Here is a 25,149-nt window from a genome sequence, read left to right as displayed (position 1 = left end):
TTCCGGGCGGCGGCCGCCGTCTCCGTGTCCGGGGGCGGCCCCGGGTACGACGACGAGGCGGGAACGAACGTGGCGGTACGGGCCATCCGCGGTGCGGTGCAGGTCGACGCGGACGAACGCGATCAGGTGGTGGAGGCCACCGCTGAACTGGTCTCCGAGGTGATGAGGCGCAACGGGCTGGAGACCGACGACGTCATCAGCGTGCTGTTCACCGCCACGCCTGACCTGACCAGTGAGTTCCCGGCGCTGGCCGCGCGCCGGATCGGTTTTTCGGACGTCCCGCTGATGTGCGCCGCCGAGATCGACGTGCCGCACGCCCTCCCGCGCGTGGTGCGGCTGATGGCGCACGTGGCGACCGAACGCCCGCGCTCGGAGATCCAGCACGTCTACCTGCGCGGGGCCCAGGCGCTGCGCCTGGACATCGCGCAGTAGACGTCGGGACGCCCCGGCGCCGGGGCCGTAGTCTGGATGAAGGCGGGCATTCGTGGAGGAGCGGGCGGACGTGGACGACAGCAGGGGTGCGGGCGGAACCGCCCGGCACCGGCCGGAGGTGCGCCGCGTGACGGTGATCGGCTCCGGCCTCATCGGGACGTCGATAGCGCTGGCACTGCGCGCGCGCGACGTGGACGTCGCCCTGTCCGACCCGGACGCCGCCTCCCTGCGCCTGGCGTGCGACCTGGGCGCGGGCCGACCGCTGGGCGAGTCGGAGGCGGGGCCCGCCGACGTCGCGGTGATCGCGGCTCCCCCCGCCGTCATCCCGGCGGTCCTGCGCGACGCCCAGGACCGCGGGCTGGCGCACGTGTACACCGACGCCGCGAGCGTCAAGGCCAGCGTGGTGGCCGGAGCGGACCGGCTCGGCTGCGACATGGCCACCTTCGTGCCGGGCCACCCCATGGGCGGACGTGAGAAGCACGGCCCGGGCGCCGCCCGCGCCGACCTCTTCCTGGGCCGTTCCTGGGCGCTGTGTCCCACCGGGAAGGCGGACACCGCGGCCGTCGCCGCCGTCGCCGAGGTGGCGCGGCTGTGCGGGGCCGACCCCCTGGTGCTGGACGCCGCCGCGCACGACCGCGCCGTGGCGCTGGTGTCGCACGCCCCGCACGTGGCCTCGTCCGCGGTGGCGGCCCGTCTCCTGGACGCGGACGACACCGCCCTCACGCTGGCGGGTCAGGGTGTCCGCGACGTCACCCGGGTGGCCGGGGGCGACCCGGCCATGTGGACCGAGATCCTCACCCACAACGCCGTCCCGGTCGCCGAGGTCCTGGCGGACATGGCGGCCGACCTGGCCGCGACGGCGGACGCCCTCCGCACGCTCGGCGCGGTGCCGGACACCTCGTCCGAGGCGCCGCTCGCGCCGGTCCGCGACGTCCTGGCCCGGGGGCGCGGCGGACAGGGGCGCATCCCGGGCAAGCACGGCGAGGCGCGGCGGCCCTCCTACACGGTGGTGCCCGTGGTCATCCCGGACGAGCCGGGGGCGCTGGGCCGCCTGTTCGCGGCGGCGGCGGAGGCGGGGGTCAACATCGAGGACGTGCGGATCGAGCACACGCCGGGGCTGCCGCTGGGTGTGTGCCAGCTGTACGTGCTGCCCGAGGGGGAGGGCACGCTCTCGCGGGCGCTGGCGGACGGCGGCTGGTCGGTCCATCCGGGCCTGTGATCCGGGTCCCGGGCGCCGGTGGGCGTACCGGACCGCGTGCGCGCACGGGTACGCTGGGGCGTCGGCAGAAGTGAACGTACGCGGGAGTCAGGTCCAGTGAGCGCGCAGGGCAGTACCGAGGGCATCGTCATCGCGATCGACGGTCCCTCCGGGTCGGGCAAGTCGAGCACGTCGAAAGGCGTGGCCAAGGCGCGCGACCTGCGGTACCTCGACACGGGCGCCATGTACCGGGCACTGACCTGGTGGATGCTGGACAACGGTGTGGACGTGCACGACGCCGCCGCGGTGGCGTCGTCCGTGGGGCGTCCGGTGATCACGATGGGCACCGACCCGTCGGCGCCGACCGTGACCGTGGACGGCCGTGACGTGGCCGCCGAGATCCGGGGCAAGGACGTGACCGGGAACGTCTCGGCCGTGTCCGCCGTTCCCGAGGCACGTGACCTGCTGGTGCGTACCCAGAGGGAGATCATCGCGGCCGCCAGGGCCGAGAGCGCGGGCATCGTCGTGGAGGGCCGTGACATCACGACGGTCGTCGCGCCGGAAGCCCCTGTCAAGCTCTTCCTGACCGCCAGCGCCGAGGCCCGCGCCCATCGCCGCAGCAGGGAGGTCCGGACCAGCGACGTCGCCGGGACCCAGGCCGACCTGGCCCGGCGGGACCGGTTGGACTCCAGCCGGGCGCACTCGCCGCTGACGCGGACCGACTCGGCGACCGAGCTCGACACCACCGGGCTGACCCTGGACGAGGTCGTCGCGCTGGTCGTCAAGCTCGTGGACGAGGCACGGGACCGGTAGGTCCGCCGACGCCATCACACGGGCGCCGCGGGCGCCCGTGCCATCACGTCCGACTCCGCGCCCTCGGGCCGGGTCGGGCGACCATGTCGAGTCCTCGCGGCACGCGTCCTGGGCGCGCGGGGACCCAGTACCGGGAGCAGCAGATGACAGACTTCGACGTCTCCGATGTCGGCTACGAGGGCGAGGGGGGCGCGGAGGCCGCCCCCGCGCCCGTGGTCGCCGTGGTCGGCCGCCCCAACGTGGGCAAGTCCAGCCTCGTCAACCGGATCCTCGGCCGCCGTGAGGCCGTCGTGGAGGACGTTCCGGGCGTGACCCGCGACCGGGTCGCCTACGACGCCGAGTGGCAGAACACCAGGTTCACCCTGGTCGACACCGGCGGCTGGGAGACCAGCGTGAGCGGCCTGGCCGCCATGGTCGCCCGGCAGGCCGAGTACGCCGCGCAGACCGCCGACGTGATCCTGTTCGTCGTCGACGCGACCGTGGGCATCACCGACGCCGACGCCGCCGTCACACGGGTCCTGCGGAGCACCAAGCGCCCCGTCGTGCTCGCCGCCAACAAGGTGGACGGCGGGATGCAGGAGGCGGACGCGCTGGCGTTGTGGAACCTGGGCGTCGGGGAGCCCTACCCGATCAGCGCCTTGCACGGCCGGGGCACCGGTGACCTGCTGGACGCCGTCGTGGCCGCCTTCCCCGAACAGCCCGAGGGAGGGGCCGAGACCGACGACGAGGGGGGCCCGCGCCGGATCGCGCTGCTGGGGCGCCCCAACGTCGGCAAGTCCAGCCTGCTCAACCGGCTGGCCGACGAGGACCGGGTGGTCGTGGACTCGGTGGCCGGTACCACGCGCGACGCGGTCGACGAGCTGATCGAGCTCGGCGGCCAGACCTGGAAGTTCATCGACACCGCCGGTATCCGCCGCCGGTACCGCGCCCTCCAGGGCGCCGACTACTACGCGACGATGCGCACCGGGACCGCGCTGGAGCGCGCCGAGGTCGCCGTCGTGCTGATGGACGTCAGCGAGCCCCTGGCCGAGCAGGACATCCGGGTGGTGGAGCAGGTCGTCGAGGCCGGTCGCGGTCTGGTGCTGGCGTTCAACAAGTGGGACGTCCTCGACGACGAGCGCCGCGTCTACCTGGAGAAGGAGATCGACCGCCAGCTGGCGCGGGTTTCCTGGGCGCCGCGGGTGAACATCTCCGCCAAGACCGGTCGCCACATGGAGAAGCTGGTCCCGGCGATCGAGACGAGCCTGAGCGGGTGGGAACAGCGGATCCCGACGGGCCAGCTGAACAACTGGCTCAAGGAGTTGGTGGCGGCCACCCCGCCGCCGGTGCGCGGCGGCAAGCAGCCCAAGATCCTGTTCGGGACCCAGGCGGGCGCGCGTCCGCCGCACTTCATCCTGTTCACGACCGGGTTCCTGGAGGACAACTACCGGCGCTTCATCGAGCGGCGCCTGCGGGAGGACTTCGGGTTCGAGGGGTCGCCGGTGCACATCAGCATGCGCATCCGCGAGAAGAAGAACGGAGCGGTGGGGCGCGCCTCGAAGGGCAGCGTGCGTCCGGACCGCAAGCCGCGCGGTCGACGCTAGACCGCGTCCGTGTGCGGGGGCCGTCCGATCCGGGCGGCCCCCGCGCCGTGTCCGCTCCCGTCCGGTCAGGCCAGGCGGTGCACGCCGCCCGGGGCGGCCAGCGCGGTGTCACCCGTCGGCCGCGGGCGGGGCGGGTTCGGGCCGCGGGCCGGGCGGCGCGGCGGCTCGGGGATGGCCGGGGCCCCGGGCAGGGGCCGGTTCGTGCTCTCCCGCATCCGCCACACCACCACGAGCCCCGCCGCACCGGCGCACATCACCGGCCACGCGGGTGCGTAGAGGTCGCCGGTGACGTCGACCAGTGCCTCCGACACCAGCGGTGTCGTGCCGCCGAACAGTGCCACCGACACGTTGAAGCTGATCGCCAGCGCGCCGTAGCGGACGCTGGTGGGGAAGAACGACGGGAGGGTGGCAGGTGCGGTGCCGGAGAAGTGGACCAGGGTGAGGGCCAGCAGCACCACGCCCGCGGCGATCGGTACCAGCCCGTCCCGCTGCATCAGCCAGAACGCCGGCAGGGGCAGGGCGAGCGAGCACACGCACCCGGACAGCAGGACGGGGCGGCGTCCGACGCGGTCGCTGAGACGGCCGACCACGGTGACCGAGCACAGCATGAGGACCATCGCCGCCAGGGTCAGGACGAGACCGAGGGCGGTACCGATGCCGAGCTCGGTGTCGAGGTAGGTCGGCAGGTAGGCGGTGACCGTGTAGTTGTTGACGTTGAACACCATCACCAGGCCCGCGCACAGCACCATGGCGCGCCACTGGTCGACGACGGTCGCGCGGAACTGGCCCGCGCGTCGCGCGCCGTGCGCGTCGCGGGCGAACCCGCCGGCGTTGTGGGTGAAGACGGGAGTGTCGTCGAGGCGCAGGCGCAGGTAGAGGCCGGTGGCACCCAGGGGAAGGGCGAGGAGGAACGGGATTCGCCAGCCCCAGGCCAGCATGGCGTCGGAGCCGAGGGCGAGGGTGAGCGCGGTGACGGCGGCGGCGCCGCCCACGTAGCCGCTGACCGTGCCGAACTCCAGCCAGGAGGCCAGGAATCCTCGGCGGCGGTCGGGCGCGTACTCGGCGATGAAGGTCGTCGCTCCGCCGTACTCGCCGCCGGTGGAGAAGCCCTGGAGCATGCGGGCGGTCAGCAGGAGGAGCGGTGCGGCGACGCCGATGGCGGCGGCGGAGGGGATGAGCCCGATCGAGAGAGTGCTCACCGACATGAGCAGCATGGTGACGGTGAGAACGTGTTTGCGGCCGATCCGGTCGCCGAGGGGCCCGAAGAACATCCCGCCGACCGGGCGGACGAGGAAGGCGGCGGCGAACGTGGTGAAGGTGGCGACGAGTTGGACGCCCGGGGTCTGCGACGGGTAGAAGACCGCGCCGATCGTGACGGCGAGGTAGCTGTAGACGCCGAAGTCGTACCACTCGGTCGCGTTGCCGATCGCGGACGCGGCGACGGCCCTGCGGGTCGTCCGGTGGTCGGTGGACAGCGTCGGTCGGCGGCCGTCCTGCTCGTCGGTCACGATCCCTCCCCGTGCTCCCCCTCTCCGAGTATCGCTGAGGGTGCCGCCTCGGGTGCTCTCCGTGGTCTACTGGTGTGCCTCGCGTGGCGTGGGTCGGGGGCTCGGGCGGTACCGTGACGGGAGGAGCGGAGGGGTGGCATGCGCAGGGTGCTGATCAGTTCGTGTCTGGTGGGCCGGAAGGTCCGCTACGACGGGCGCGCCAAGACCGTCGCGGACGAGGTGCTCGTGCGGTGGCGTGAGGAGGGGCGGCTGGTCCCGCACTGCCCGGAGGTCGCGGGTGGGCTGCCGGTCCCGAGGCCGCCCGCCGAGATCGAGCCCGGGGCGACCGCCGCCGACGTGCTCGCGGGCGCGGCGCGCATCCTCACCCCCGGGGGCGAGGACGTGACCGAGGCGTTCGTCGCCGGTGCGCGTTCGGCCCTGGCCACCGCCCGCGCGCGCGACGTGGCCGTGGCGGTGCTCAAGGAGGGCAGCCCGTCCTGCGGCGGTCGCGTGGTCTACGACGGGACCTTCAGCGGGCGGCGGGTTCCGGGCGAGGGCGTCACCGCGCGGCTGCTGCGCGACCACGGCGTCGCGGTGTTCGGCGAGGACGACCTCGCCCGGGCGCGCGCGTACCTGGACGGACTGGACGAGGGCTGACGCCTCTCCGCGAGGGGTGTCCACGACCGCGGGATCGGCCCGCGCCGCGTGGGGTGTCCCCGGGTCGGGTGCGACGTGGCGCGGGTGGCGGGCGCGGCACCCGTACCGTGGTGCGAGCCGCCCGGGAAGTACGGTAGGGTTTCACCCGTTGGCGGTGCCGGAGACGGTGTCCGGCCGACGGTACGGGACGTAGCGCAGTTTGGCAGCGCACTTGACTGGGGGTCAAGGGGTCGTGGGTTCAAATCCCGCCGTCCCGACAGACGAAGGGCGCTCACCCGTGTGAGCGCCCTTTCCTCATGGGTCACCGGCGTGCTCGCCCCTTCCACGCGGACGTCCGCTCAGGATCTCCGGGCGCCGGGGCGGTGGAGTCATCCCGCTTTGCCGCGATGCTGGGGCTGTCGGCGAGCTTGAGCCAGACGACGCCGCCGATGATCACGGCCAGCCAGAGCGCGCGGACCAGCGTGAGCGTCTCGTCGAAGAACACGGGCCCGAGGGCCGCGGCGCCGACGGCTCCGATCCCAGCCCAGACCGCGTAACCGATCCCGACATCGATCCGTTTCAGGGCGACGCTGAGGGAGAACAGCGTCAGCAGGAAGAAGACCACGGCGGAGATCGACCATCCGATGACGGTGAATCCGGCGCTGCCGCCGACGCTGAGGGCGTAGCCTACCTCGAAGACTCCGGCGAGGAGCAGTACCGACCATGCTCCCGCGTTGCTGTCGGTGGTGGGGTGTGTGGTGGTCATTCGTTCGTCTCTTCTCCGGTGGTGGGCGAGTGGGGGTGCGGCGGCTGTCAGGCGGCCCCGCTGAGCTGGAGCCCAGCGACGCCGACGATGACAATGAGGACGCCGATCAGCTTCTTCCAGCTCAGGCGCTGTCCGAGGAACAGGGCGCCCACGACGACGATCCCGACGCCCGCGACCGAGGTCCAGATCGCGTAGCCGACGCCGACGTCGAACGTGATCAGTGCCAGGCTGAGGAAGAAGGTCGCGATCGCGCCGCTGACCAGCGTGGCGGCGGTCCACCATCCTCGGGTGAAGCCCTTCGCGTTGGTCGCGGCGAGTGCGACCGCGACTTCGAAGATCACGGCGATTCCCAGGTAGAGCCAGCTCATGGTGAGTTCCTTTCGATGCGGGGGCGGCAGGGCCGCGTGACGCCTGGTGCCGCGAGTCATGGTCATTATAGCTGCATGCACATACATGTATTTGGTCGCGGGCGTGGGTCCACCCCGTCCCTCGCCGTCGTCAGGGCGAGACTGCCCGCCCGATGGCGGTGAGTGCCCGCTCCAGCCCGTGCGCGTCCCCGTGCGGGTCGTGCGCCGCAGCGTTCCCCAGCAGCCGGGCCAGGCGTTCCTCGAAGGGGGCGCGGGCCGCCCGGAGCAGGGCCTCCCCTTCCTCGGTGATCACCGCGTACACCCCACGACCGTCGTCGGAGCACACGTCCCTGCGCGCCAGGCCTCTCGCCTCCAGGCGCGACACCAGCCGCGTGGTGGAGCTCTGGGTCAGGTTGACCCTGTGGGCGAGGTCGTTCACCCGCAGCTCCTTGTCCGGTGACTGGCTCAGGTGCGCGATCGCCCGGAACTCGGTGAGTCCGACCCCGTGGTGTTCCGTGAGCCACGTGCCCAGACCCGCGTCCACCGCCGCGACGAAGGCGGCGACGCGCGACCAGTCCGAGCTCACGCCGTGGCCCGCGGCGCCTTCCAGGGAAGAAGTGTGCATGTGCATGCAATTAAAGTAGCAGGCGACGGACGGCCCCGCAAGGGCTTGGGCGGATCGGGCCCCATGGGCGCGTGACGTCGCGAGGGGCGCATGACGGCTGCCGTGGGCGTCCGCGATCGATGTACGCGTACTTCCCGCGCGTTCGGGCCGGGAGTGCGGCGACGGGGTCGCCGGCCGCGGGCCCGTTCGTCGCGTTCCCGCGGGATGCGGGGGAGTCGAACCCGGTGCCGGCCCCGCGACACCCGAGGGCGGCCGCGCGTCCCCGGCGGCGAACCCCTCACCCGTTATAACCGAAGTGCCGCACGCGAAGTGACTCTTCGGATACGAACGGAAAGGGCGCCCATGTCGACGAGGACAGCCGCCTCCCTCCACACGAACCGCGCGTCCTGGCTGCACAGGATCCGCTACGCCGTGCGCCATCCGGGCCGCATCCTGCCGTACGCGCGGCGCGGCGCACGGGACCTGCGCCTGAGAATGATCCACAGGGACCACGTCGCCTACTACCGCGCGGTGATGGCCTCCGACACCGCGCGCGACCCGAAGGCCGCCGTGGGCAGCCGCAGCGAGGAGCGGTGGCTCGCGCTCGGCAGGATGCAGTTCGACTACCTGGTCGAGCACGGGCTGCGGCCGGAACACCGGCTCCTGGACATCGGGTGCGGGAACCTGAGGGCGGGATGGCACTTCATCGCGTACCTGGACGAGGGCGGCTACTACGGGATCGACATCTCCCCCGACATCATGATCGAGGCGAAGAAGGCACTGGTCGAACGCGGGCTCCAGGCCAAGCTGCCCCACCTGACCGTCACCCGGGACCTCACCTTCGACTTCCTGCCCGACCACCACTTCGACGTGGTCCACGCGCACAGCGTCTTCTCGCACTCGCCCGTCGAGGTGATCGACGAGTGCCTGGCCCACGTGGGACGCGTCCTCGCCCCCGGAGGCTTCTTCGACTTCACCTTCGACCGCACCGAGGGGACGGAGCACCACGTCCTGCGGGAGGACTTCTACTACCGGACGAGCACGCTCCTCTCCCTGGCGGAGCGGCACGGGCTCACCGCCCGGTTCATGGAGGACTGGGAGGAACGGCCGCACGGGCAGTCCAAGATCCGCGTCACCGCGCGGGCCTGACGCCGGAGGCGAGGACGCCCCGCGGCGGCGGCCGGAGCCGGGTCAGCCGCGCCCCGCGTGCTCCGGCCGCTCCGGGCGCAGCCCGGCCAGGGCCACCGCCGCCAGTCCCACGGTGAGGACGGCGCACACCCACCCCACGGTCGAGAAGGCCGTCGCGAAGGCCGTGCGCGCGGCCGAGGCCACCGCTTCGGCGGCCTCGGGCGGCAGTCCTTCGGCGGCCTCGTGGGCCGCCCCGATCCCCTCCCTCGCCGACGCGGCCGTCCCGGCGGCCAGACCGTCCGGCAGCAGGTCGTCCACGCGCAGCCGGTAGACCGCGTTCGCCAGGCTGCCCATGACCGCGATGCCGAGCGCCACCCCGAGCTCCCCGCCGGTCTCCGACAGTGCCGCCGCCGCGCCGGTGCGCTCCTCGGGCGCGGACGGCACCACGAGGTCGGTCGTCAGCACCGTCGTCGGGCTCAGTCCGAGCACGGCGAGGGCGCCGCCCGTCACCAGCGGCCACAGCGGACCGGCCGGATCGGCTCCGGTCAGGATGAGGTACCCGACCAGGGAGAGCGCCGCGCCTCCGGTCACCACGGCCGACGCTCCCCGACGGGAGGCCAGGGCGGGCGCGGCCAGCGATCCGATGATCGCGGCCAGGGCTATGGGAGCGGTGAGCAGACCCGCGCGCAGCGGGGACATCCCGGCGGCGGACTGCAGGAACTGCGGGACCAGGAAGTTCACCGCGGTGACGGTGAAGACGCCCACGACGAGCAGGGCGAGCGCGGAGCGCAAGGTCCGGGACCGGAACAGGGCGGGGTCCACCAGCGGGGAGGCGACGACGCGCTGCCGGCGGACGAAGACGGCGCCCAGGACGACTCCCCCGGCGAGGACCGCCGCGTCGACGGCCTCCGGACCCGGGCTGACCAGCGCCTTGAGCCCGTACACCAGGCAGAGCACGGCCGCGATCGACAGGACGACGCCGGCCGCGTCGATCCGGGCGCTGGACGGGGAGCGGCTCTCCGGGAGCAGGAAGGGGCCGAGGAGGACCGCGACCGCCATGATCGGAACGGCGACGAGGAACACGGCGCCCCACCGGAACGCTTCCAGCAGGGCGCCGCCGACGAGCGGGCCCAGGGCCACGCCGACGGAGAACGTCGTCATCCACACCGCGACGGCGGTCGTGCGCTGGCGTTCGTCGCGGAACATCGTGCGGATGAGGGCGAGCGTGGACGGCATGAGGGAGGCGCCCGCCGCTCCCAGGGCGGCGCGCGCCGCGATGAGCGCGAGGGGGTCGCTGGCCAGCGCCGCCCACAGCGACGCGGCGGCGAAGGCGGCCGACCCGATGAGCAGGAGGCGCCTGCGGCCGATGCGGTCACCGATCGAGCCCATGGTGACGAGCAGGCCGGCGATCGCGAAGCCGTAGACGTCCATCGCCCACAGCCACTGGGCGGGCGTGGGGTCGAGGTCGGCCTCGATGTGGGGAGCCGCCAGGAACAGGACGCTCGTGTCGATGGCCAGGACGAACAGCGGCAGGGTCAGCAGTCCGAGTCCGAGCCACTGGCGCCGCGTCGCTCGTGCGGGTACGTGGGTCGGCATGGTTGTCCTCCGCGTTCAGTTTCGATACGATACGGATCGAATCGGATCCTAGGTCGGGAGGGACGGGGAGTCAATGGGTCAGCGCTCCGTCGCGGGAGGACGGCCCCGCGACACGCACATCGACGCGGCGGTGCTGGACGCGGTGTCCGACCTCCTGGAGGAGGACGGATACCGGAGCCTGGCGATCGAGAAGGCGGCCCGCCGTGCCGGGGTGAGCAAGGCGGCGGTCTACCGGCGCTGGCCCAACCGCCAACTGCTCGTCCTCGCGGAGTTGGAGCGGCGCATGGGTGCGGTCGAGCCGCCCCGGACCGGGTGCACGCTGTGCGACCTGGACGAGGCGCTCTCCCTCTTCGCCCGGACCTTTCGCTGTATGGGCCCGGAGTTCCTCACCCCGCTGCTCGCCGACTGCTCCGGCGACGAGGACCTGCACCGCCGGTTCATGGAGACGCTCTTCGACCCGCCGCGGGCCGCGGTCCGCGACACCCTGGAGCGGGCACGCGACCGGGGCGACCTGCGCGAGGACGTCGATCTGACCCTGGCGGTCGACACCCTGGCCTCCCTGATCCACTACCGGTTGCTCTTCGGGCACGCGCCCGTCGACGGTCAGGAGACGGGACGGGCGGTGGACGTCCTGTTGCGGGGCCTCGCGCGTGACTTCGCGGCGTTGGAGGCCGAGGCCGAGGCGCACGCCGGGGCCTCGCACGGCGGCTAGGGCGGCTCGGGGGCGTGCGCCGCTGGTTCGGGCAGCCGTCCGAAGAGGACGGTGGCCAGGATCGGGTTGACGAGTCCGCCGCCGAGTCCGGCCACGCCCCACACGGCCGCGGTCAACCGGAGCGGCGCGTCCAGGGTGAGCCGGACGGCCGTGCTCAACTCCGGGACCTCGGTGTCCAGGTGTTCGGGCAGGTGGAGGTCCGTGTGCGGACGCGCCACCGGGTGGCCTGGTCGGGCGGTCGACTCGCCGGAGGGGCCCCGGTTCCGTAGGGTGAGCACCGCTGTTCCGGCGTTCCTCCAGGTCACGGTGGCGTGCGCACCGAGCTGCTCGGATATTCCCGGCATTAGGCATATGGCGCCCGAATCTCGTATGGTCTGCGGAGTACCCCTCGCCCCACAGGCACCATTCCGCGAGCCGACGTGCGCGGAGGGAGACGGATCCCGGCCCCCGACCTCCTCACCCACGCGCGGGTTCGCCAGCGGTACCACCCATGGAGCTGACATGACTCGCATCCCCGGATCGCCCTCCGCCCGACCCCCGCGCGGCGCGCGCCTCGTCGCGGCCGCCCTGTGCGCGGCGGCGGTCGTCGTCCCCCAGGCCGCCCACGCGGACCCCGAGGACCTGGACATCGACGAGCTCAACGCCCGTGCCGAGGACTTGGAGCAGACCTACGACGGCGAACTCCTCCAGTTCGAGGAGATCGAGGAGCGCGCCGAGCGGGCCGAGGAGGACCTGGCGGAGGTCGAGGAGGAGCTGGAGCGGTCCCGGTCCGGTGTCGCGCGGATCGCCGCCGGGCAGTACATGGGCACCGCGTTCGACCCCGCGCTGGACGTCGTGTTCAGCAGCGAGCCCGAGGACTTCTTCACGGACGTGGCCATGGTCGAGCAGCTCGGCCGGAACCAGGCCGGGCAGATCTCCCACCTGGTCGCCCTGCAGGAGGAGCGCACGGAGATCGCGAGCGAGGCCGAGGAGGAGCTCGCCGAGGCCCAGGAGCTCATCGAGGACCTGGAGGGGCAGCGCGACGAGGTCGAGGCCCTCATCGAGGAGTACGAGGCCCAGCAGGTCCCCGAGGCGCCCGCGACGCCGGCCACCGGGAGCATTCCCGACAGCGTGCGCGGCTGGGGTTTCGACGGGGCGACCCCGCGCATGGCGGCCATCCGCGACGAGGTGATCCTCAACGTGGGCGTCCCCTACGAGGTCGGGTGCGCCCGCAACAGCAACGACGACCACGGGTCGGGGCAGGCCTGCGACTTCATGGTCTCCGTCATCGGCACCCACCCCTCGGGCGGGAACCGGAGCGTGGGCAACCAGATCGCCCAGTACGCGATCGACAACGTCGACCGGCTCGGCGTCAAGTACGTCATCTGGGAGCAGCGGATCTGGCACGCGCAGAACCGCCAGTGGGTCGCGATGAACGACCGCGGCAGCGTCACCGAGAACCACTACGACCACGTGCACATCTCGTCGTACTGACCGTGCGGGGCGCGGCCGGGTGTGGTCCGCCGGGAGCCGGGTAGCGGTCTCTACAGGAGCCGTTCGACGAACGCGGTCGCGTCCGGCCCGGCCGGACGCGCCGCGCCGCGGGAGGGGGAGCCCGCCATGGCCGAGCACGAGGTGGCCGTGGAGACGGCCGGGGTGTCACTCGGAGGGAACCTGGCCGTGCCCGAGGCGCCCGCGGGCGTGGTGGTCTTCGCCCACGGGACCGGCAGTTCGCGGCACAGCCCCCGCAACCGCCTGGTGGCCTCCGTCCTCCAGGAGAGCGGGTTCGCGACGCTGCTGTTCGACCTGCTGACCGAGGCCGAGGAGCGGATCGACCGGATCACCGCGGAGCAGCGCTTCGACATCGACCTGCTGACGGGGCGCCTGTCGGGCGCGGTGGCCTGGCTCGGCGGGCGCGAGGAGACACGGGAACTGCCGGTCGGTCTGTTCGGGGCGAGCACGGGGGCCGCCGCCGCGCTGAGGACCGCCGCGGACCACCCGGACCTGGTCGGTTCGGTCGTGTCCCGAGGGGGCCGCCCCGACCTCGCGGGAGCGGCGCTCACCCGGGTGCGCGCACCGGTCCTGCTCGTGGTCGGGGGAGCCGACCGGCAGGTGCTCGCGCTCAACGAGATCGCCGCCCGGAGGCTCGGCGGGCCGCACGAGGTGCACGTCGTCCCGTACGCCACGCACCTGTTCGAGGAGCCCGGGACGCTCGACCAGGTGGCCGACGCGGCCGCGGACTGGTTCGCCCGCACTCTGGGCGCGCGGGACGCCGACGACGCGGTGGAGCGGTGAGCCCCGCCGCACGCGCCCCTGCGGGCCGCCGACCGGTCCGAGCGCCCTGGGGGATGCGATAGGGTTTCACCTGTTGGCGGCGCCGGAAGCGGTGTCCGGCCGACGGTACGGGACGTAGCGCAGTTTGGCAGCGCACTTGACTGGGGGTCAAGGGGTCGTGGGTTCAAATCCCGCCGTCCCGACAGAGAAGTAGCAGGTCAGAGAGAGGTTCGCTGGGTGGCGGGCCTCTTTCTCCGTTCTCGGTGGGGTCGGGTGGGCCGTTAGCCCACGTCGTGCAGGATGGCGTCCATCGCTGTGGCGGCTGACCGGCGTACCGGCCGGAGTTGGTGGCGGTAGACGCGCTCTGTCGTGTCGGTCCCGTCGTGGCCGACCAAGAGCGGGATCTCTTCGATGCTGACGCCGTGGTCGGAGAGCAGGGACACGAAGGTGTGGCGCAGTTCGCGCGCTGTCCATTCGTTCTGGTTGAGTCCTGCTTTTCTCATTATGGTGCGGAGGTCCCGTAGGACGTTGTAGTGGTCCAGCGGTGTCCCGTGCCTGGTGCAGAACACCAGGTCGTTGTCCTGCCACAGCTCGGCGGCCGCCAGCCGTTCGCGGACCTGCATCACCCGATGGGCGTTGATGGCTTTGACGGCGATGCTGGGCAGTTCAGGGAGTGCCGTGACCGTCGGGTCTTGTTGTCCCCGTCACCGCGTACCGACGTCATACGTGGATCGTGGGAACGTTGCCGCCGGTGTCGACCTGGTCCCACGTCAGGGCGCGGATCTCCTCTGTTCGTGCGCCGATGACGATCGAGAGCACCAGGTAGGCGTACCACCTTGTGCTCTTGGCCGTGCGGAGGACCGCGACGGCCTGTTCCAACGTCATCGACTTGGATGGCCTGCCGGGCTCGTCGCCCTTGAGCCTGTCCCGCTGGTCGAATCGGGCCAGTTCGGCGACGTTGCGGGCGACCATCTCTTGTATCTGCGCGTACCGGATGGCGCGCTCCAACAGGTTGAGCACCAGCCGCAGCGTGCGCGACGACAGGTGTTCCCTCCGTCCCCGCAGCCACGCCAGGACGTCGGCCGCCCGCAGCTCTGCCAGCAGGTACCGGCCGAGGTACGGGGTGATGTGCGTGAAGGCGAGCCGTGTGTAGTTGTCCTGAGTATTGGGGTCCAGGTCCGTGATCTGGTCCCGCAGGAACTCCGCGACGCAGTCGGCGACGGTGTAGCGGGCGGGGGAGTCGACCCCCTGGTCCAGCTCTTCGAGGACCGTGGACAGCTTGTCGTAGAGGGTGTTCTTGTTCTTGCTGCTGACCTTCTTGACCTGGTAGCGGCCGGTGTGCGGGTCCTGCCGGAGGCGGATCTCCGCGCGCCAGAGCTTCTTGGTCCGGTCGAAGTAGACCGAGACGTCGGGCCGGTCGGTCAGGGATGCCCTGGTGGGCTTGCATGGCGTCCTGGGCACCACTCCTCGTCTTTCCCGGGAACGGTCCCGTACAGCCTAGGCCGGTGCTTGGTCCTCTATGAGCTGGTTGACGTAGCCCTCCAGAGCCGAACGAGGAATGAGCCGCCGACGCCCGACACGGACCGAGGGGAGTTGCCCGGTGGCGATGAGCTTCTTGACGGTGGTTCGCCCCAGACTCAGGGCCTGTGCTGCTTCCTCGACCGAGTACGCGACCTTCTCACCCACTGGCACTGCCTCCCATCGTGGTTGCTGCTCTCATCTACTGGTTGCGGTCGAGAAGGCCCTTCGGGGCCATGTGCTCGGGGGTCGTGTCGGGATCGTTGCGTACGCAGGGCGTGAGCGGACAGCGGTGAGCCCCGCCGCTGGCGCGCGGCGGGGCTCCTTTGCGTGCGGATCAGGGCTTCCAGTTCACGGCGCGTTCCACGACGTAGGGCTCCAGATTGCTCACGGTCGCTCCGCACGTGTGGTGGCGCTGGATCTCGACCAAGGCCGAAGCGATCAGGATCGCGCTACGGCGGGCATCGACCTCGGTGTCCCCGCTGGGGATGACCCGGCGCACGTGGTGGCACTGCGCTCCATCCACGTTGTGGACGAGTCCGACGACGTAGGTGCGTGCCAGACGCCGAAGCGCGACCATGCGGGGGATGGGCTGCCGGAACCGGCAGCGGACCCGGGTTCCCTCGGAGTCCGTGGCCTCCGCCTGGAAGGTGATGGACCTCCAGTCCTCGGCGACTTGGGTCACCTTGGCGTTCATGGATCGTGCCCATGATTCGAGCACCGCGCGATTCTTGGCAGTGAACGTGGTGGTGTCGCTCATCGCTCCTCCCGCATCGCCAGGTAGCAGCGGGTGAGATCGGCGAGTTCGTCGAACTCACCGGGCTGGTGCTGCGTACGCGAGACCCAAGTCAGCGCATCCACACTCTGACGCTGATGGGGTGAGCGGGGCGTTCGGCGGGGGAGGGGTGGGGGCGTTCCGCGGCGGTCGTGTCGTCCCTGCGGACCGGACAATGGTCGTGTCAGCATCGCCCAGAAACGGGCGATAGTGTGCGTCATGTCAGCGCTCCTGGTCAGGGCCGTGCCCCCGGACGCCTCATCCGCGTCGCGGGGGTCGATTCGTTGCCTGACGCTAGGTCGCCGGACATGACTCAGGGGGCACAAAGTGTGCCCCCTGCCGTCGATCGGTGGCTAAGCGAGAATGCCGATCTTGTCAGCCAGTGTGTTCGCTTGCTCTCGCCGCTCCCGTTGCCGGGAATCCAGCTCTTCGAGAATCATGCGACGTGCGTACCCGTTGTACCTGATCGTTTCCGGCGCCGCCTCGTGTGCCTCAGCGAGGACGCGAAGGGCTTCGCCCGGTTGGGCGTCCAGGTGGAAGGCGCGTGCCCTTTCGATCTGGTGCCGTGCCCGTCGCGGGCGCGAGGGAATGACGTCCGACGCCGTTCGCGCGGCCTGGCGTACGCTCTCGCCGCCATTGCGCAGTTCGACCGCCACGGTGACAGCGTGGGCACCCATGATCGCCTGGGAGAACGACGTCACCGGGTGGTAGTAGGAGCCGGGGAGCCGGTCAGCGACATGTTGGGCGGTGTCCCAATGCCGCCATGCGTTTCCGGTCTCACCGCGCCGTGCGGCGGTGTATCCGGCCTCGAACTGCAATGCACCCCAGATTGCGAGCACGTCATCCGTGCCGTCCGCGAGGCTGCTGCTCAACAGCCGTGTGGTGTTCGTGGTGACCACGTCGGCCGCATCCCAGTCGCCGGCGTCCCGGTGAGCTTGGGCCATGAGCCAGGCGGAGACGCCCAACGCGTGCGGGTCGCCCGATTCCTGGGCAGCGACCACACTTCGCTCGCACACACGCCACAGGAGGCTCTGTGCGGGTTGGTAGGCGATGAAGAACTGCGTGAGCGCGTACACCTCCGACAGCACTGCCTGAGCCGCACATCGCGTCGGTCCGTCATCCGCTTGTAGCACAGCGAGTTGAGCGTCCTCGATCAGCCCGGGAAGGAGATCGCCCAGCACTTCACGGTGGTTGGGCGCGGAGTGCCGTGCGCTCCATGCCCGCGACAAACGGGCCTTGAGGTGGGCGACCGGAGGAGCGGGACGCGAGGTGACCGTGGGGAAGGCATTGATCGCCGCTCGCACGGCCGGAAGGTGAGCGTGCCCGGGGCCGGTGAACAGCTCGACAGGGACAGACTGCTCACCTGTCAGTTCCGAAAGGTCGCGGATACGCAGGGCTTCCGCAAGCCGGAGCAGGATGGGTAGCTTGGGGGTTCCCAAACGCCCGTTCTCCAGGGCCTTCACCCACGACGCGGACCGGCCGACCAGGCCGCCGAGGACTTCGCGGGTCATGCCTCGTCTGGTGCGGTTGAGCTTGAGCCGGGTACCGAAGGGGACTTCGATCTCGTGCGGGTCCGGAGTGCCGTCGAGGGGCATGGCGCCGTCCTTCCCTGGTCAGGTCGCGGTTCCCAGGCTACGGCTCAGACTCCTGCTGGGACAGGGCTTCCAAGAGGTTGCTGGATGCGTCCTTCTTTCTTTGTCACTGCGTGAAGGTGCGACCTCACCGGTCAGTCGGCCCCTCGGTCGGTCGCCCGAGGGGCCACTATGACTGGCCGAGGTTTGCGCACGTCGTTTCCCAGTTCAGAGGACGTTCCACCCTGGTCAGTGTCCCTCCCGACATGTGGTGTCGTTGCCTCAACACTGTAGCGACTGGAAAGAGATCAATAAAAAAATGACTCCAGGGGTTTTTCAGAATTATTGGGTTTCCTTAGTGTCTTCTAGGGATTCAATCAGGCGGTTTCCGATGTCTCGGCATTTTGTTTGGTTTTTAAATAGTGGTTGCGGATATGAGTCCGGATAGTGGGCTGCCACTATTGACAAGAGCTGCGATGTGGCTATTTCTGTGACAGTGCGAATATTTTCGGTTGTGAATGGCAAGTTGAAGTCGTGTGTCGACTTGACTTTCTTAAGCTCCAGGAAGTGCATTATAGCCCAGAGCAAGAGTCGGTTCCCATGTACGACGATCAATCGATCTCGACCATCGGTATCTTCTCGCTTTGCTTCTAGGGCTCGATCGACCTCACGCATCAGTTCTACTGCGATCCAGATTTGCGAACCGGAAACGGACGGATTAAATAGGGCTTTGTAGGGAGGTCGGGTGGTATCCTCCCAAAGTCGACTGATTTCGCGTTTGGCAAGTACTGTTTCATTGATCCCCTGTGCGCATGCAAGGGCAATTGTTGCATCTGTCAGGTCGCATCCCTTAAGTGGGTCCGTGACAGTCTCGCCGGAGCGATAGGCATACCGTAGGCCGGATACTGCAAATTCCATCCTGTAGCGTTCTTGTTCTGGGTCAAGTGCTACAAATTCTCGCCCACCGACCCTATTTTGTGTGTTTGTTCTCCTCGTTACCAGGCGGGCAAAATCTCCATCTGGATCCTCCACCGTGACGAACCTGATAAATACATCCGCAGATTCTAGGAGTTCGGGAGTGTTTGTGGCAGCTCTTGCGAGAGAACTCACGGTCTGGGCACCATTTACCACGCTGGAGCGCCGGAAAGTGAAGTTTCCGGATTTCTGGTTAACGTGTGGCGATTTATCAAAAGTTTCGGAGATTACTGTGATTCCGTTGCTAAAGAACCAGAATCGGGAAGGATCCTCCTGGGCGGTGCTGGTAATCGCTTCGTTGATGTCAGTGCCAGAAAGTGCCCCGCGAATATTACGTGAGAAAAGCAGGTTTCCGTGATCCTGGTACCACTTGACAACTTCCTGCGCTGATGCAGTGCCGTAGTAAGCGACGTAGTGACCTTCTTGGTATATTCCCCAATTCCTGAGATTCACATCAAGGTCAATTTGAGCATTGCCAAGTGATGCAATGCTTGAATATACACGTTCTTGGTTGAGGTAGGTCCAGTTGGCGATCTCGGTGGCATCGTTCATCTGGCCACAAAAGTTATCTAGGGCACTCTTCTGTTGCTCTTCCAAATCATGTGTCCCTGTTGTTGCGAGTATCAATTCAAGTCGCGTTCCAGGGTGAAATAGAATATCCTCGATTTCGGATCGTCGGTCAACTATTGGCCCACCGAATCCAGACCAGTCATTATTTACTAGAAGCCTAACTCCGTCAATAAATTTTAGAACATCGCCCAGTTCGATTCCGCTATTTGCGCTTCCAGTCCATTTGCTCTGAACAATTACTAGCGTCGATCGATCTGCCGCGTAGGCAATCCCATCGATCCCTCCGTCCTTGGAGTGGTCGGTTACTGAAAGTCCCGCTGTGCGATCCGGCAAGCCCGTTCGCTCGGACAAAGTCAGTGCGGCAACCGCCCTGGAGAGCTTGTGGTGTTCCTGTTGGGCTCCGGAGAAATCGAGGTGAGGAAAGAACCTTTCTTCGAGGTATCGCTGGATTTGGGCCAAGTGGAGTCCGCTCATGTGCCAATCATATACACGCGCCTATGGTGGGAAGCCTGGCTCGCGGTGATTCCTGGCGACCGACCTGTGTTAGGTGGTCAGGTGCGAAAAGTTGTGTCCGGTTTGAAGCTGTGGGGTAGGCGACGGTCGTTGGGTGGGGTGGAGGTGGGGTTGGGAGAGGGGCGCCCGCGGGCGCCCCTCGGTGACCGTTCCCGTCCTCTGGTGGCCTGGGCTTGCGTCCTGGCCTGCGGGTTTGTGTTGTCTGGTGACCTTCGATGACCCCGGACGGCCACGGTGGGTGTGACTGGGGGTCAAGGGGTCGTGGGTTCAAATCCCGCCGTCCCGACAGATGAGGGGCGTTCACGCAGGTGAGCGCCCCTTGCGCGTGTCCGGGCCCCGCGCACGCCGACACCGGCCCCGACGCGGACGTCGGGGTGGGTTCGGCGCGCCCGTCACCGCCCGCGGCACAGCGGGCCGGGGCGGAGCGCTCGCCTCGCGCCGGGGGGCGCGGCGGTCGGGACCGGGGTCGATGACCCGCGGATGACCTCTCGCGCAACCGGGCCCGTCGCGGTCGGCGCCCGTCCGGTGTGCCCGGGGAATCCCCCGTCGAACTCTTGGCGACGCCCAGGGGAAGTCCTCCCGACGCGTACGCGACTCCCCGCCGCCCTAGCGGGACGTGGGCGCTTCACCGGCGGTTCGGCAAGGCCCTGACCTGCCCTGTCTCCCGGGGGCGGTGCTCTGGCGCACGGCGTTGGCCGCGGCGCCGGACGTCTGCCGGACCCCCGGTGCGCTGACTAGGGTCCTGCCATGAGCCAGCTCAGCACATCGCTTCTGCACGTCTCCATGCTCGTCGGCAATCTCGCCCTGGTGGGGGTCGCGGTCAGGGTCAGGAAGAGCCGCGACGAGATCCGGGGCAACACGGAACTGACACGGCAGATCGACCGGGATGTCACGCGGATCGCGGGCACCCTGCGTCGCCAGGAGCAGGAGAGAGCACGCGTCGAGCGCGCCCGGGTCCGGCCGCCGGGCATCAAGGCGGCGGTCGCCGCCGGAGCGGGTCGCCGCCGCACCGGAACCGCGGCGGCGACCGTGCGGAGCACCGTCCTCCGTGCGGACGTCGCGCGCAGGCGGACGTCCGCGAACCCGGCGGGCGGCAAGAGCCCCCGGCTCTGACACGGGCGGACTCGCGCGCGTCGCGCACCGGCCGCCCGGAGCGCTCACGCGGTCCGGTCCTCCTCGCGCTCCAACGCGAGCACCAGCATGGTGATCATGCGGGTGGCGGCCTCCCACTGTTCCGCCGTCAGGTCGGGGAACCTCTCCCGTGGCAGCGGTGTGGACTCGATCTCCCACGCGACGTCGCCCAGCGGGATGTCGGTGCCCCGGATCCGCAGCCCCGACAGGGGCCGGCGGCCGGCGCCCGGCGGCGTGAAGCGCGAACCGTACTCGATGTTGGCGACGCAGCCGAGATCGTCCGGGCTGTGGGAACCCTGGGACAGGAGAGCGCGCGCGACGTCGCGGGTGAGCTCTTCCGCGTCCGCCGCGGGGTCCGCGTCCAGCAGGGTACGGATGAGACGTGAGCGGGCTTCGGGGTTCGCCATGGGGCGATGATACGGACGACGGCGTGGCGGCCCCAGGACCGGGACGGCTTCCCCGTCGCCGCCCGGAGCGGAGCGCACCGACGCCGGGCCCGCGGTCCTGGCACGCAACCACGCGGTCGTGCCGACGGTGCTGGCGCCGGCGGTCGTCGGCGCGGCCGGCCACGCGTTCTGGACCTACCGGTCGACCGTGCCGTTGGTCCGGGACGCCGACCATCCGCCGCGCAGGTGGTCGCGCAGCGCGCACGCCACCCGCGCCATGAGCGCGTCGGCCTCGGGCTGCACGACCGCCGACACCTCGGACTCGGTGAGGGCGGCCACGGCGAACGCCTGCCCGTCCTCGTGCTCCACGACGCCGATCTCATGGCGCAGGTGGAGCAGGGTCCCCGTCTTGGAGGACCACCGCGTGGAGTCGGAGGAGAAGTCGGGCGCCAACCGGTGCCGCAGCATGTTGGCGCCCATCAGCTCCCTCACGCGCGCGGCCACCTCGACCGGGATCCCCGACGGCGTCCACAGCGCCGCCAGCAGGTCGACGCACGACCGCGCGGACGCGGCGTTGGTCCGGGTGACGTCGAGCTGGGGGACCGGGTGCCCGCGCCCGGCGGTGCCCGCCCTGATCGCCAGCGCGTGCGCGAGGTGGGCGTCCGCCGGGTCCAGGTGGTCCTCGGGCGTCTCCCGGAGCTCGCGGATCGCGTGCCGCACGGTGACGCCGCCGATCCCGAACTCCCGCAGCACGCGGGCCACGTCCGCGGGCGGCACCCTCTCGAACAGCAGGTTGGTCGCCTTGTTGTCGCTCAGGCAGAGGCTGAGGTAGACGAGGTCCTCGACGGCGATCCGGACCGGGTGGCGGAACCGGCTGAGCCCGAACGGTCCCGCGACCCCCACGTCCTCGGGACGGACCTCCACCGGTTCCGCGCCGTCGAGCTCGCCCCGCCGCACCAGTTCCAGCACGGCGATGGCGAGGGGCACCTTGACCACGGAGGACGTGGGGTACTCCAGGTCGGGTTCGATCCCGATCTCCCGTCCGTCGGCCAGGTCCCGGACCAGGAACGATCCGCGCAGGCCGCCCTCGTCGAGCTCCCCGCGCAACTCCCGTACCAGGGTCGTGTCGCTCATCCGCCGTACTCCTCCGTCGCCCGGGCGCCCAGACAGCGCGCGATGTCCTCGCCCAGGGTCTCGCGGATCCGCTCCGCCTCGTCCCCCGTGACGGCCCGCAGATCGTAGCCGCGCACGAGCCGCGGCCCTCCGAGCGGTCGCCAGTGCAGTCCCAGCTCGGCCGCCTGGGCGCGTGAGCACAGGAGGAGGTCGTGCGACCCGAACACCTCCGCCGCGGCCGCGGTCAGGGCCGAAGCGACCGCGACCTGCGCCGGGCGCAGCCCGACCGTGTCGCGCACGCGCAGGATCCGGTCCCGCAGGTGCGGCACGTCGTCCTCGGGTTGGATCCAGACCCGCCGGGGCGGCGTCCGGTCCGTCCGGCCGACCCGCAGCGACTCCAGGTGGACCGTCCTGGCGCGCGGCTCGTCGGCGCCCGCCAGGCCGAGAGGCACCGTCCACCGCGCCTCGTCCTCGGGCACCTCGGTGACCGCCGCGCGCACCTGCTGCGTGCGCAGCAACTCCGCCCTCCGCTCCGGGGCCGCCGGGTGGAAGTCCAGGTGCAGCCCGCCGCGGCGCGCCGCCGCGTCCAGCCGGGCCAGGTCCCGGGTGGCGCACATGTCGGGGACGGCCAGCCGCACGGGGGCCAGCCTGGCGCGCTCCGCGTCGTGCTCCATCGCCTCGGCCAGTTCGACCAGGCGCCGGGCCGACGGCAGCATGTCCCGGCCGAACTGGGTCAGGGCGGCCCCGCGGGTCGACCGGTCGAAAAGTCGCGCGCCCAGGTGCCGTTCCAGGGCGGCGATCCGGCGGCTTGCGACGGGCTGCGGGACGCGTGCCGCGGCCGCGCCGAGGGTGAAGCTGCCGCGGTCGCTCACGCTGACGAACGCCCGGCAGGCGCCGACGAGGTCCATGGCCGCACAGTATGCCGGAAACGCATGGAAGGCGTCGTTCGCGTCTTGGACAGTATGGTTCTGACTGGGTGAGACTTCCGCGTACGGGCCCCCGCGGGGATGTGCGTGTGCGCGCGGCACGCACGCCCCGGACGCCGCCGGACGGCGGCGGGGCCCGGTCCATCGGCAGACCCCACCCCAGGGGAAGGAAGGCGTACACGCCATGTCGCATCACCTCTCTCGTTTCGTCGGCACCGCGGCTGTCGCCGCGCTGGCGCTCGTCCCGCTGGTCGGCTGCGCGACGACCGGCGAGGCCGCTCCCCACGGCGCCGCGTCGCCGTCGTCCGCGCCGTCGGCCTCGGAGGAGTACACGGAGCGGTTCGCCGCCCTGGAGGAGCGCTACGACGCCCGGCTCGGCGTCTTCGCGGTCGACACCGGGACGGAGGAGACGCTCGCCCACAACGCCGACGACCGGTTCGCCTACGCCTCCACGCACAAGGCGTTCTCGGCCGCGGCGGTGCTGCGGCGGAGTTCGGACGAGGACCTGGAGCGGGTCGTCACCTACTCGGAGGAGGACCTGCAGGAGCACGCCCCGGTCGCGGAGGAGAACCTCGAGACCGGGCTGACGCTGCTGGAGGTCTGCGACGCCGCCGTCCGCTACAGCGACAACACCGCCGCGAACCTGCTCTTCGACGAGCTGGGCGGACCGAGCGGCCTGCAGGAGGAACTCCGGGAGGTCGGTGACGACGTGACGCACGTCGACCGCGTGGAACCCGACCTCAGCGAGGGTGCGCCGGGCGACATCCGCGACACCAGCACGCCGCGCGCCATGGCCGCCACGCTGCGCGCGTACACCCTCGGCGACGTCCTGCCGGAGGACCGGCGGGCGATCCTCGTCGACATGCTCCAGCGCAACCTCACGGGCGACACCGTGATCCGGGCCGGCGTCCCCGACGACTGGACGGTGGGCGACAAGACCGGCACGGCCGGATACGGCGGTCGCAACGACATCGCGGTGCTCTGGCCGCCGGAGGGCGACCCGATCGTCCTGGCGGTGATGAGCAGCCGTGACACCGAGGGCGCCGAGCGCGACGACGCGCTGATCGCCGACGCCGCCGCGATCGTGGTCGAGGCGATGGGGTAGGGCGTGTCAGGCGGACGCGCGCTGACGGCGTCCGCGGCGGTCCCGCGCCCGGGTGCGGTCACAGCGCCCGGGCGCGCTCCCTGAGGAGTCGGACCGCCTCGGCGACGGCGGGTCGGCGTGACGTGCCCTCCCGCCAGAGCACGGACACGCCGCGGACGGGGGCGGGGTCCAGCGGACGCACCACCACGGAGTCGGGAACGGGACCCCGGCCCAGACGCGGGACCAGGGCGATGCCCAGCCCGGCCTCGACCAACGCGACCTGGGTCTGGAACTCGCCCACCAGGTGCGCGACGTCGGGCTCCACCCCCGCCGCGCGCAGGGTGCGCATCAGCCAGCCGTGGCACACCGTCCCCGGCGGCTGGCAGATCCAGCGGGCGGTGGCGACGTCCTCGCGGCTCAGGACCGGGAGCCCCGCGAGCGGGTGGGCGGGGGGCAGCAGGACGTCGCACACGTCCTGTCCGAGGCCCAGCCGGGTCACCCCCTCCGGGACGGACATCGGCGCGTTGTCCCAGTCGTGCACCACGGCCAGGTCCACGACCCCCTGGGCGACCATGCGCGGGGTGGCGTGCGGGTCCTCCTCGATCAGCCGCGGATCGAGCGCGGGATGGGCCGCCGCCAGGTCCGCCAGCACACCGGGCAGCAGCCCGCGCGCGGCGGTGGCGAACGCGGCCACGGTCAGCCTCCCGCTGGGCTTTCCGCGCCGCTCCTCCAACGCGACCTCGGCCTCCTCCACCAGGGACAGCATCCGGGCCGCCGTGTCCACGAGCAGGTCCGCGGCGTCGGTGAGCACGACCCCGCGCCCCCGCCGCTCCAGGAGGGTGGCGCCGGTCTCGCGTTCGAGTTTGGCCACCTGTTGGGAGATGGCCGAGGGGGTGTAGCCGAGCGCCTCGGCGGCGGCGCCGACGGAGCCGTGGACGCGCACGGCGTGCAGGGCGCGGAGCCTGGACAGGTCGAGCACGGGACCGCCTTCGCGTGGGAGTACGCGGACAATGTAGCAACGCTGAATCCAAC

The 25,149-nt window shown here is 70.7% G+C and carries 27 protein-coding genes and 2 tRNA genes; 13 read left to right on the top strand and 16 right to left on the bottom strand.

What is annotated here, in order from left to right; genetic code table 11:
* Nucleotides 1-69 precede the first annotated feature (69 nt).
* The 4 genes from aroH (at nt 70) to der (ending at nt 4,026) form a co-directional block, all read left to right on the top strand.
* Nucleotides 70-432 carry a chorismate mutase gene (gene aroH / locus ACIBFB_RS11805; protein ID WP_397229022.1) on the top strand — a complete coding sequence of 121 codons (363 nt, stop codon included), beginning with the start codon at nt 70-72 and terminating at the stop codon, nt 430-432.
* 70 nt (nt 433-502) lie between these two features.
* A complete protein-coding gene (locus ACIBFB_RS11800) occupies nt 503-1,651 on the top strand; it encodes a prephenate dehydrogenase (protein ID WP_397229021.1) in 1,149 nt (382 codons plus the stop codon).
* 96 nt (nt 1,652-1,747) lie between these two features.
* The gene (cmk, locus tag ACIBFB_RS11795; protein ID WP_397229020.1) at nt 1,748-2,443 is read left to right on the top strand and encodes a (d)CMP kinase; all 696 of its coding nucleotides are present in this window, start codon (nt 1,748-1,750) and stop codon (nt 2,441-2,443) included.
* Between the two features lie 143 nt (nt 2,444-2,586).
* Nucleotides 2,587-4,026: a ribosome biogenesis GTPase Der gene (der, locus tag ACIBFB_RS11790; protein ID WP_397229018.1), complete on the top strand. Its 1,440-nt coding sequence runs from the start codon at nt 2,587-2,589 to the stop codon at nt 4,024-4,026.
* Between the two features lie 65 nt (nt 4,027-4,091).
* Here the strand turns inward: der and ACIBFB_RS11785 are convergent, their stop codons facing one another.
* Nucleotides 4,092-5,534 carry an MFS transporter gene (locus ACIBFB_RS11785; protein WP_397229016.1) on the bottom strand — a complete coding sequence of 481 codons (1,443 nt, stop codon included), beginning with the start codon at nt 5,532-5,534 and terminating at the stop codon, nt 4,092-4,094.
* Between the two features lie 138 nt (nt 5,535-5,672).
* Between ACIBFB_RS11785 and ACIBFB_RS11780 the strand changes: the two genes are divergently transcribed.
* Nucleotides 5,673-6,170 carry a DUF523 domain-containing protein gene (locus tag ACIBFB_RS11780; protein WP_397229014.1) on the top strand — a complete coding sequence of 166 codons (498 nt, stop codon included), beginning with the start codon at nt 5,673-5,675 and terminating at the stop codon, nt 6,168-6,170.
* A gap of 183 nt (nt 6,171-6,353) precedes the next feature.
* A tRNA-Pro gene (locus tag ACIBFB_RS11775) sits at nt 6,354-6,427 on the top strand.
* Between the two features lie 44 nt (nt 6,428-6,471).
* On the opposite strand, the gene ACIBFB_RS11770 is transcribed toward ACIBFB_RS11775, so the two are convergent.
* From ACIBFB_RS11770 to ACIBFB_RS11760, 3 genes are all read right to left on the bottom strand, one after another.
* Nucleotides 6,472-6,915, bottom strand: coding sequence for a DMT family transporter (locus tag ACIBFB_RS11770; protein WP_397229012.1), 444 nt, complete (start codon nt 6,913-6,915; stop codon nt 6,472-6,474).
* A 47-nt stretch (nt 6,916-6,962) separates the two neighbouring features.
* Complete coding sequence (locus tag ACIBFB_RS11765) at nt 6,963-7,283, bottom strand: DMT family transporter (protein ID WP_397229010.1); 321 nt, start codon at nt 7,281-7,283, stop codon at nt 6,963-6,965.
* Between the two features lie 130 nt (nt 7,284-7,413).
* Entirely contained in the window at nt 7,414-7,887 is a 474-nt protein-coding gene (locus ACIBFB_RS11760; protein ID WP_397229008.1) for a MarR family winged helix-turn-helix transcriptional regulator, read from the bottom strand.
* A gap of 342 nt (nt 7,888-8,229) precedes the next feature.
* Here ACIBFB_RS11760 and ACIBFB_RS11755 point away from each other — a divergent pair, with 342 nt between their 5' ends.
* Entirely contained in the window at nt 8,230-9,015 is a 786-nt protein-coding gene (locus tag ACIBFB_RS11755) for a class I SAM-dependent methyltransferase (protein ID WP_397229006.1), read from the top strand.
* Between the two features lie 42 nt (nt 9,016-9,057).
* Here the strand turns inward: ACIBFB_RS11755 and ACIBFB_RS11750 are convergent, their stop codons facing one another.
* The gene (locus ACIBFB_RS11750) at nt 9,058-10,590 is read right to left on the bottom strand and encodes an MFS transporter (RefSeq protein ID WP_397229004.1); all 1,533 of its coding nucleotides are present in this window, start codon (nt 10,588-10,590) and stop codon (nt 9,058-9,060) included.
* Between the two features lie 73 nt (nt 10,591-10,663).
* Here ACIBFB_RS11750 and ACIBFB_RS11745 point away from each other — a divergent pair, with 73 nt between their 5' ends.
* Entirely contained in the window at nt 10,664-11,302 is a 639-nt protein-coding gene (locus ACIBFB_RS11745; RefSeq protein ID WP_397229002.1) for a TetR/AcrR family transcriptional regulator, read from the top strand.
* On the opposite strand, the gene ACIBFB_RS11740 is transcribed toward ACIBFB_RS11745, so the two are convergent.
* The gene (locus ACIBFB_RS11740; RefSeq protein WP_397229000.1) at nt 11,299-11,580 is read right to left on the bottom strand and encodes a hypothetical protein; all 282 of its coding nucleotides are present in this window, start codon (nt 11,578-11,580) and stop codon (nt 11,299-11,301) included. The genes ACIBFB_RS11745 and ACIBFB_RS11740 overlap by 4 nt on opposite strands.
* Nucleotides 11,581-11,803: 223 nt before the next feature.
* Between ACIBFB_RS11740 and ACIBFB_RS11735 the strand changes: the two genes are divergently transcribed.
* The 3 genes from ACIBFB_RS11735 (at nt 11,804) to ACIBFB_RS11725 (ending at nt 13,758) form a co-directional block, all read left to right on the top strand.
* Nucleotides 11,804-12,775, top strand: a complete 972-nt coding sequence (locus ACIBFB_RS11735; RefSeq protein ID WP_397228998.1) for a coiled-coil domain-containing protein — start codon at nt 11,804-11,806, stop codon at nt 12,773-12,775.
* Nucleotides 12,776-12,901: 126 nt separating this feature from the next.
* Nucleotides 12,902-13,576: a dienelactone hydrolase family protein gene (locus ACIBFB_RS11730; RefSeq protein WP_397228996.1), complete on the top strand. Its 675-nt coding sequence runs from the start codon at nt 12,902-12,904 to the stop codon at nt 13,574-13,576.
* 108 nt (nt 13,577-13,684) lie between these two features.
* A tRNA-Pro gene (locus ACIBFB_RS11725) sits at nt 13,685-13,758 on the top strand.
* Nucleotides 13,759-13,836: 78 nt separating this feature from the next.
* On the opposite strand, the gene ACIBFB_RS11720 is transcribed toward ACIBFB_RS11725, so the two are convergent.
* The 6 genes from ACIBFB_RS11720 to ACIBFB_RS11695 form a co-directional block, all read right to left on the bottom strand.
* Entirely contained in the window at nt 13,837-14,178 is a 342-nt protein-coding gene (locus ACIBFB_RS11720) for a tyrosine-type recombinase/integrase (RefSeq protein ID WP_397228994.1), read from the bottom strand.
* 97 nt (nt 14,179-14,275) lie between these two features.
* Nucleotides 14,276-15,016: a phage integrase central domain-containing protein gene (locus ACIBFB_RS11715; protein WP_397228992.1), complete on the bottom strand. Its 741-nt coding sequence runs from the start codon at nt 15,014-15,016 to the stop codon at nt 14,276-14,278.
* A 36-nt stretch (nt 15,017-15,052) separates the two neighbouring features.
* Entirely contained in the window at nt 15,053-15,241 is a 189-nt protein-coding gene (locus ACIBFB_RS11710) for a helix-turn-helix domain-containing protein (protein WP_397228990.1), read from the bottom strand.
* Nucleotides 15,242-15,410: 169 nt separating this feature from the next.
* Entirely contained in the window at nt 15,411-15,833 is a 423-nt protein-coding gene (locus ACIBFB_RS11705) for a hypothetical protein (RefSeq protein WP_397228988.1), read from the bottom strand.
* A gap of 368 nt (nt 15,834-16,201) precedes the next feature.
* The gene (locus ACIBFB_RS11700; RefSeq protein WP_397228986.1) at nt 16,202-17,443 is read right to left on the bottom strand and encodes a helix-turn-helix domain-containing protein; all 1,242 of its coding nucleotides are present in this window, start codon (nt 17,441-17,443) and stop codon (nt 16,202-16,204) included.
* A gap of 318 nt (nt 17,444-17,761) precedes the next feature.
* Nucleotides 17,762-19,438, bottom strand: coding sequence for an AIPR family protein (locus ACIBFB_RS11695; RefSeq protein WP_397228984.1), 1,677 nt, complete (start codon nt 19,436-19,438; stop codon nt 17,762-17,764).
* A gap of 786 nt (nt 19,439-20,224) precedes the next feature.
* Between ACIBFB_RS11695 and ACIBFB_RS11690 the strand changes: the two genes are divergently transcribed.
* A complete protein-coding gene (locus tag ACIBFB_RS11690) occupies nt 20,225-20,590 on the top strand; it encodes a hypothetical protein (protein ID WP_397228982.1) in 366 nt (121 codons plus the stop codon).
* A gap of 44 nt (nt 20,591-20,634) precedes the next feature.
* Here the strand turns inward: ACIBFB_RS11690 and ACIBFB_RS11685 are convergent, their stop codons facing one another.
* The 3 genes from ACIBFB_RS11685 to ACIBFB_RS11675 form a co-directional block, all read right to left on the bottom strand.
* On the bottom strand, nt 20,635-21,015 hold the full coding sequence (locus ACIBFB_RS11685; protein ID WP_397228980.1) for a hypothetical protein: 381 nt from the start codon (nt 21,013-21,015) through the stop codon (nt 20,635-20,637).
* Nucleotides 21,016-21,189: 174 nt separating this feature from the next.
* Nucleotides 21,190-22,128, bottom strand: a complete 939-nt coding sequence (locus tag ACIBFB_RS11680) for a serine hydrolase (RefSeq protein WP_397228978.1) — start codon at nt 22,126-22,128, stop codon at nt 21,190-21,192.
* Nucleotides 22,125-23,015 carry a LysR family transcriptional regulator gene (locus ACIBFB_RS11675; RefSeq protein WP_397228976.1) on the bottom strand — a complete coding sequence of 297 codons (891 nt, stop codon included), beginning with the start codon at nt 23,013-23,015 and terminating at the stop codon, nt 22,125-22,127. The genes ACIBFB_RS11680 and ACIBFB_RS11675 overlap by 4 nt, the downstream gene beginning before the upstream one ends.
* 202 nt (nt 23,016-23,217) lie before the next feature.
* Between ACIBFB_RS11675 and bla the strand changes: the two genes are divergently transcribed.
* Nucleotides 23,218-24,138 (top strand): class A beta-lactamase, encoded by a 921-nt coding sequence (bla, locus tag ACIBFB_RS11670; RefSeq protein ID WP_397228974.1) that lies wholly within the window; start codon nt 23,218-23,220, stop codon nt 24,136-24,138.
* A gap of 58 nt (nt 24,139-24,196) precedes the next feature.
* Here bla and ACIBFB_RS11665 read toward each other — a convergent pair whose 3' ends face one another.
* A complete protein-coding gene (locus tag ACIBFB_RS11665; protein ID WP_397228972.1) occupies nt 24,197-25,096 on the bottom strand; it encodes a LysR family transcriptional regulator in 900 nt (299 codons plus the stop codon).
* Nucleotides 25,097-25,149 lie beyond the last annotated feature (53 nt).

Source organism: Nocardiopsis sp. NPDC050513, assembly GCF_044457925.1.
In the GTDB taxonomy this organism is placed as follows: domain Bacteria; phylum Actinomycetota; class Actinomycetes; order Streptosporangiales; family Streptosporangiaceae; genus Nocardiopsis.
The sequence above is the reverse complement of the archived record's forward strand: the minus strand, read 5'-3'. Positions and strand labels throughout refer to the sequence as shown.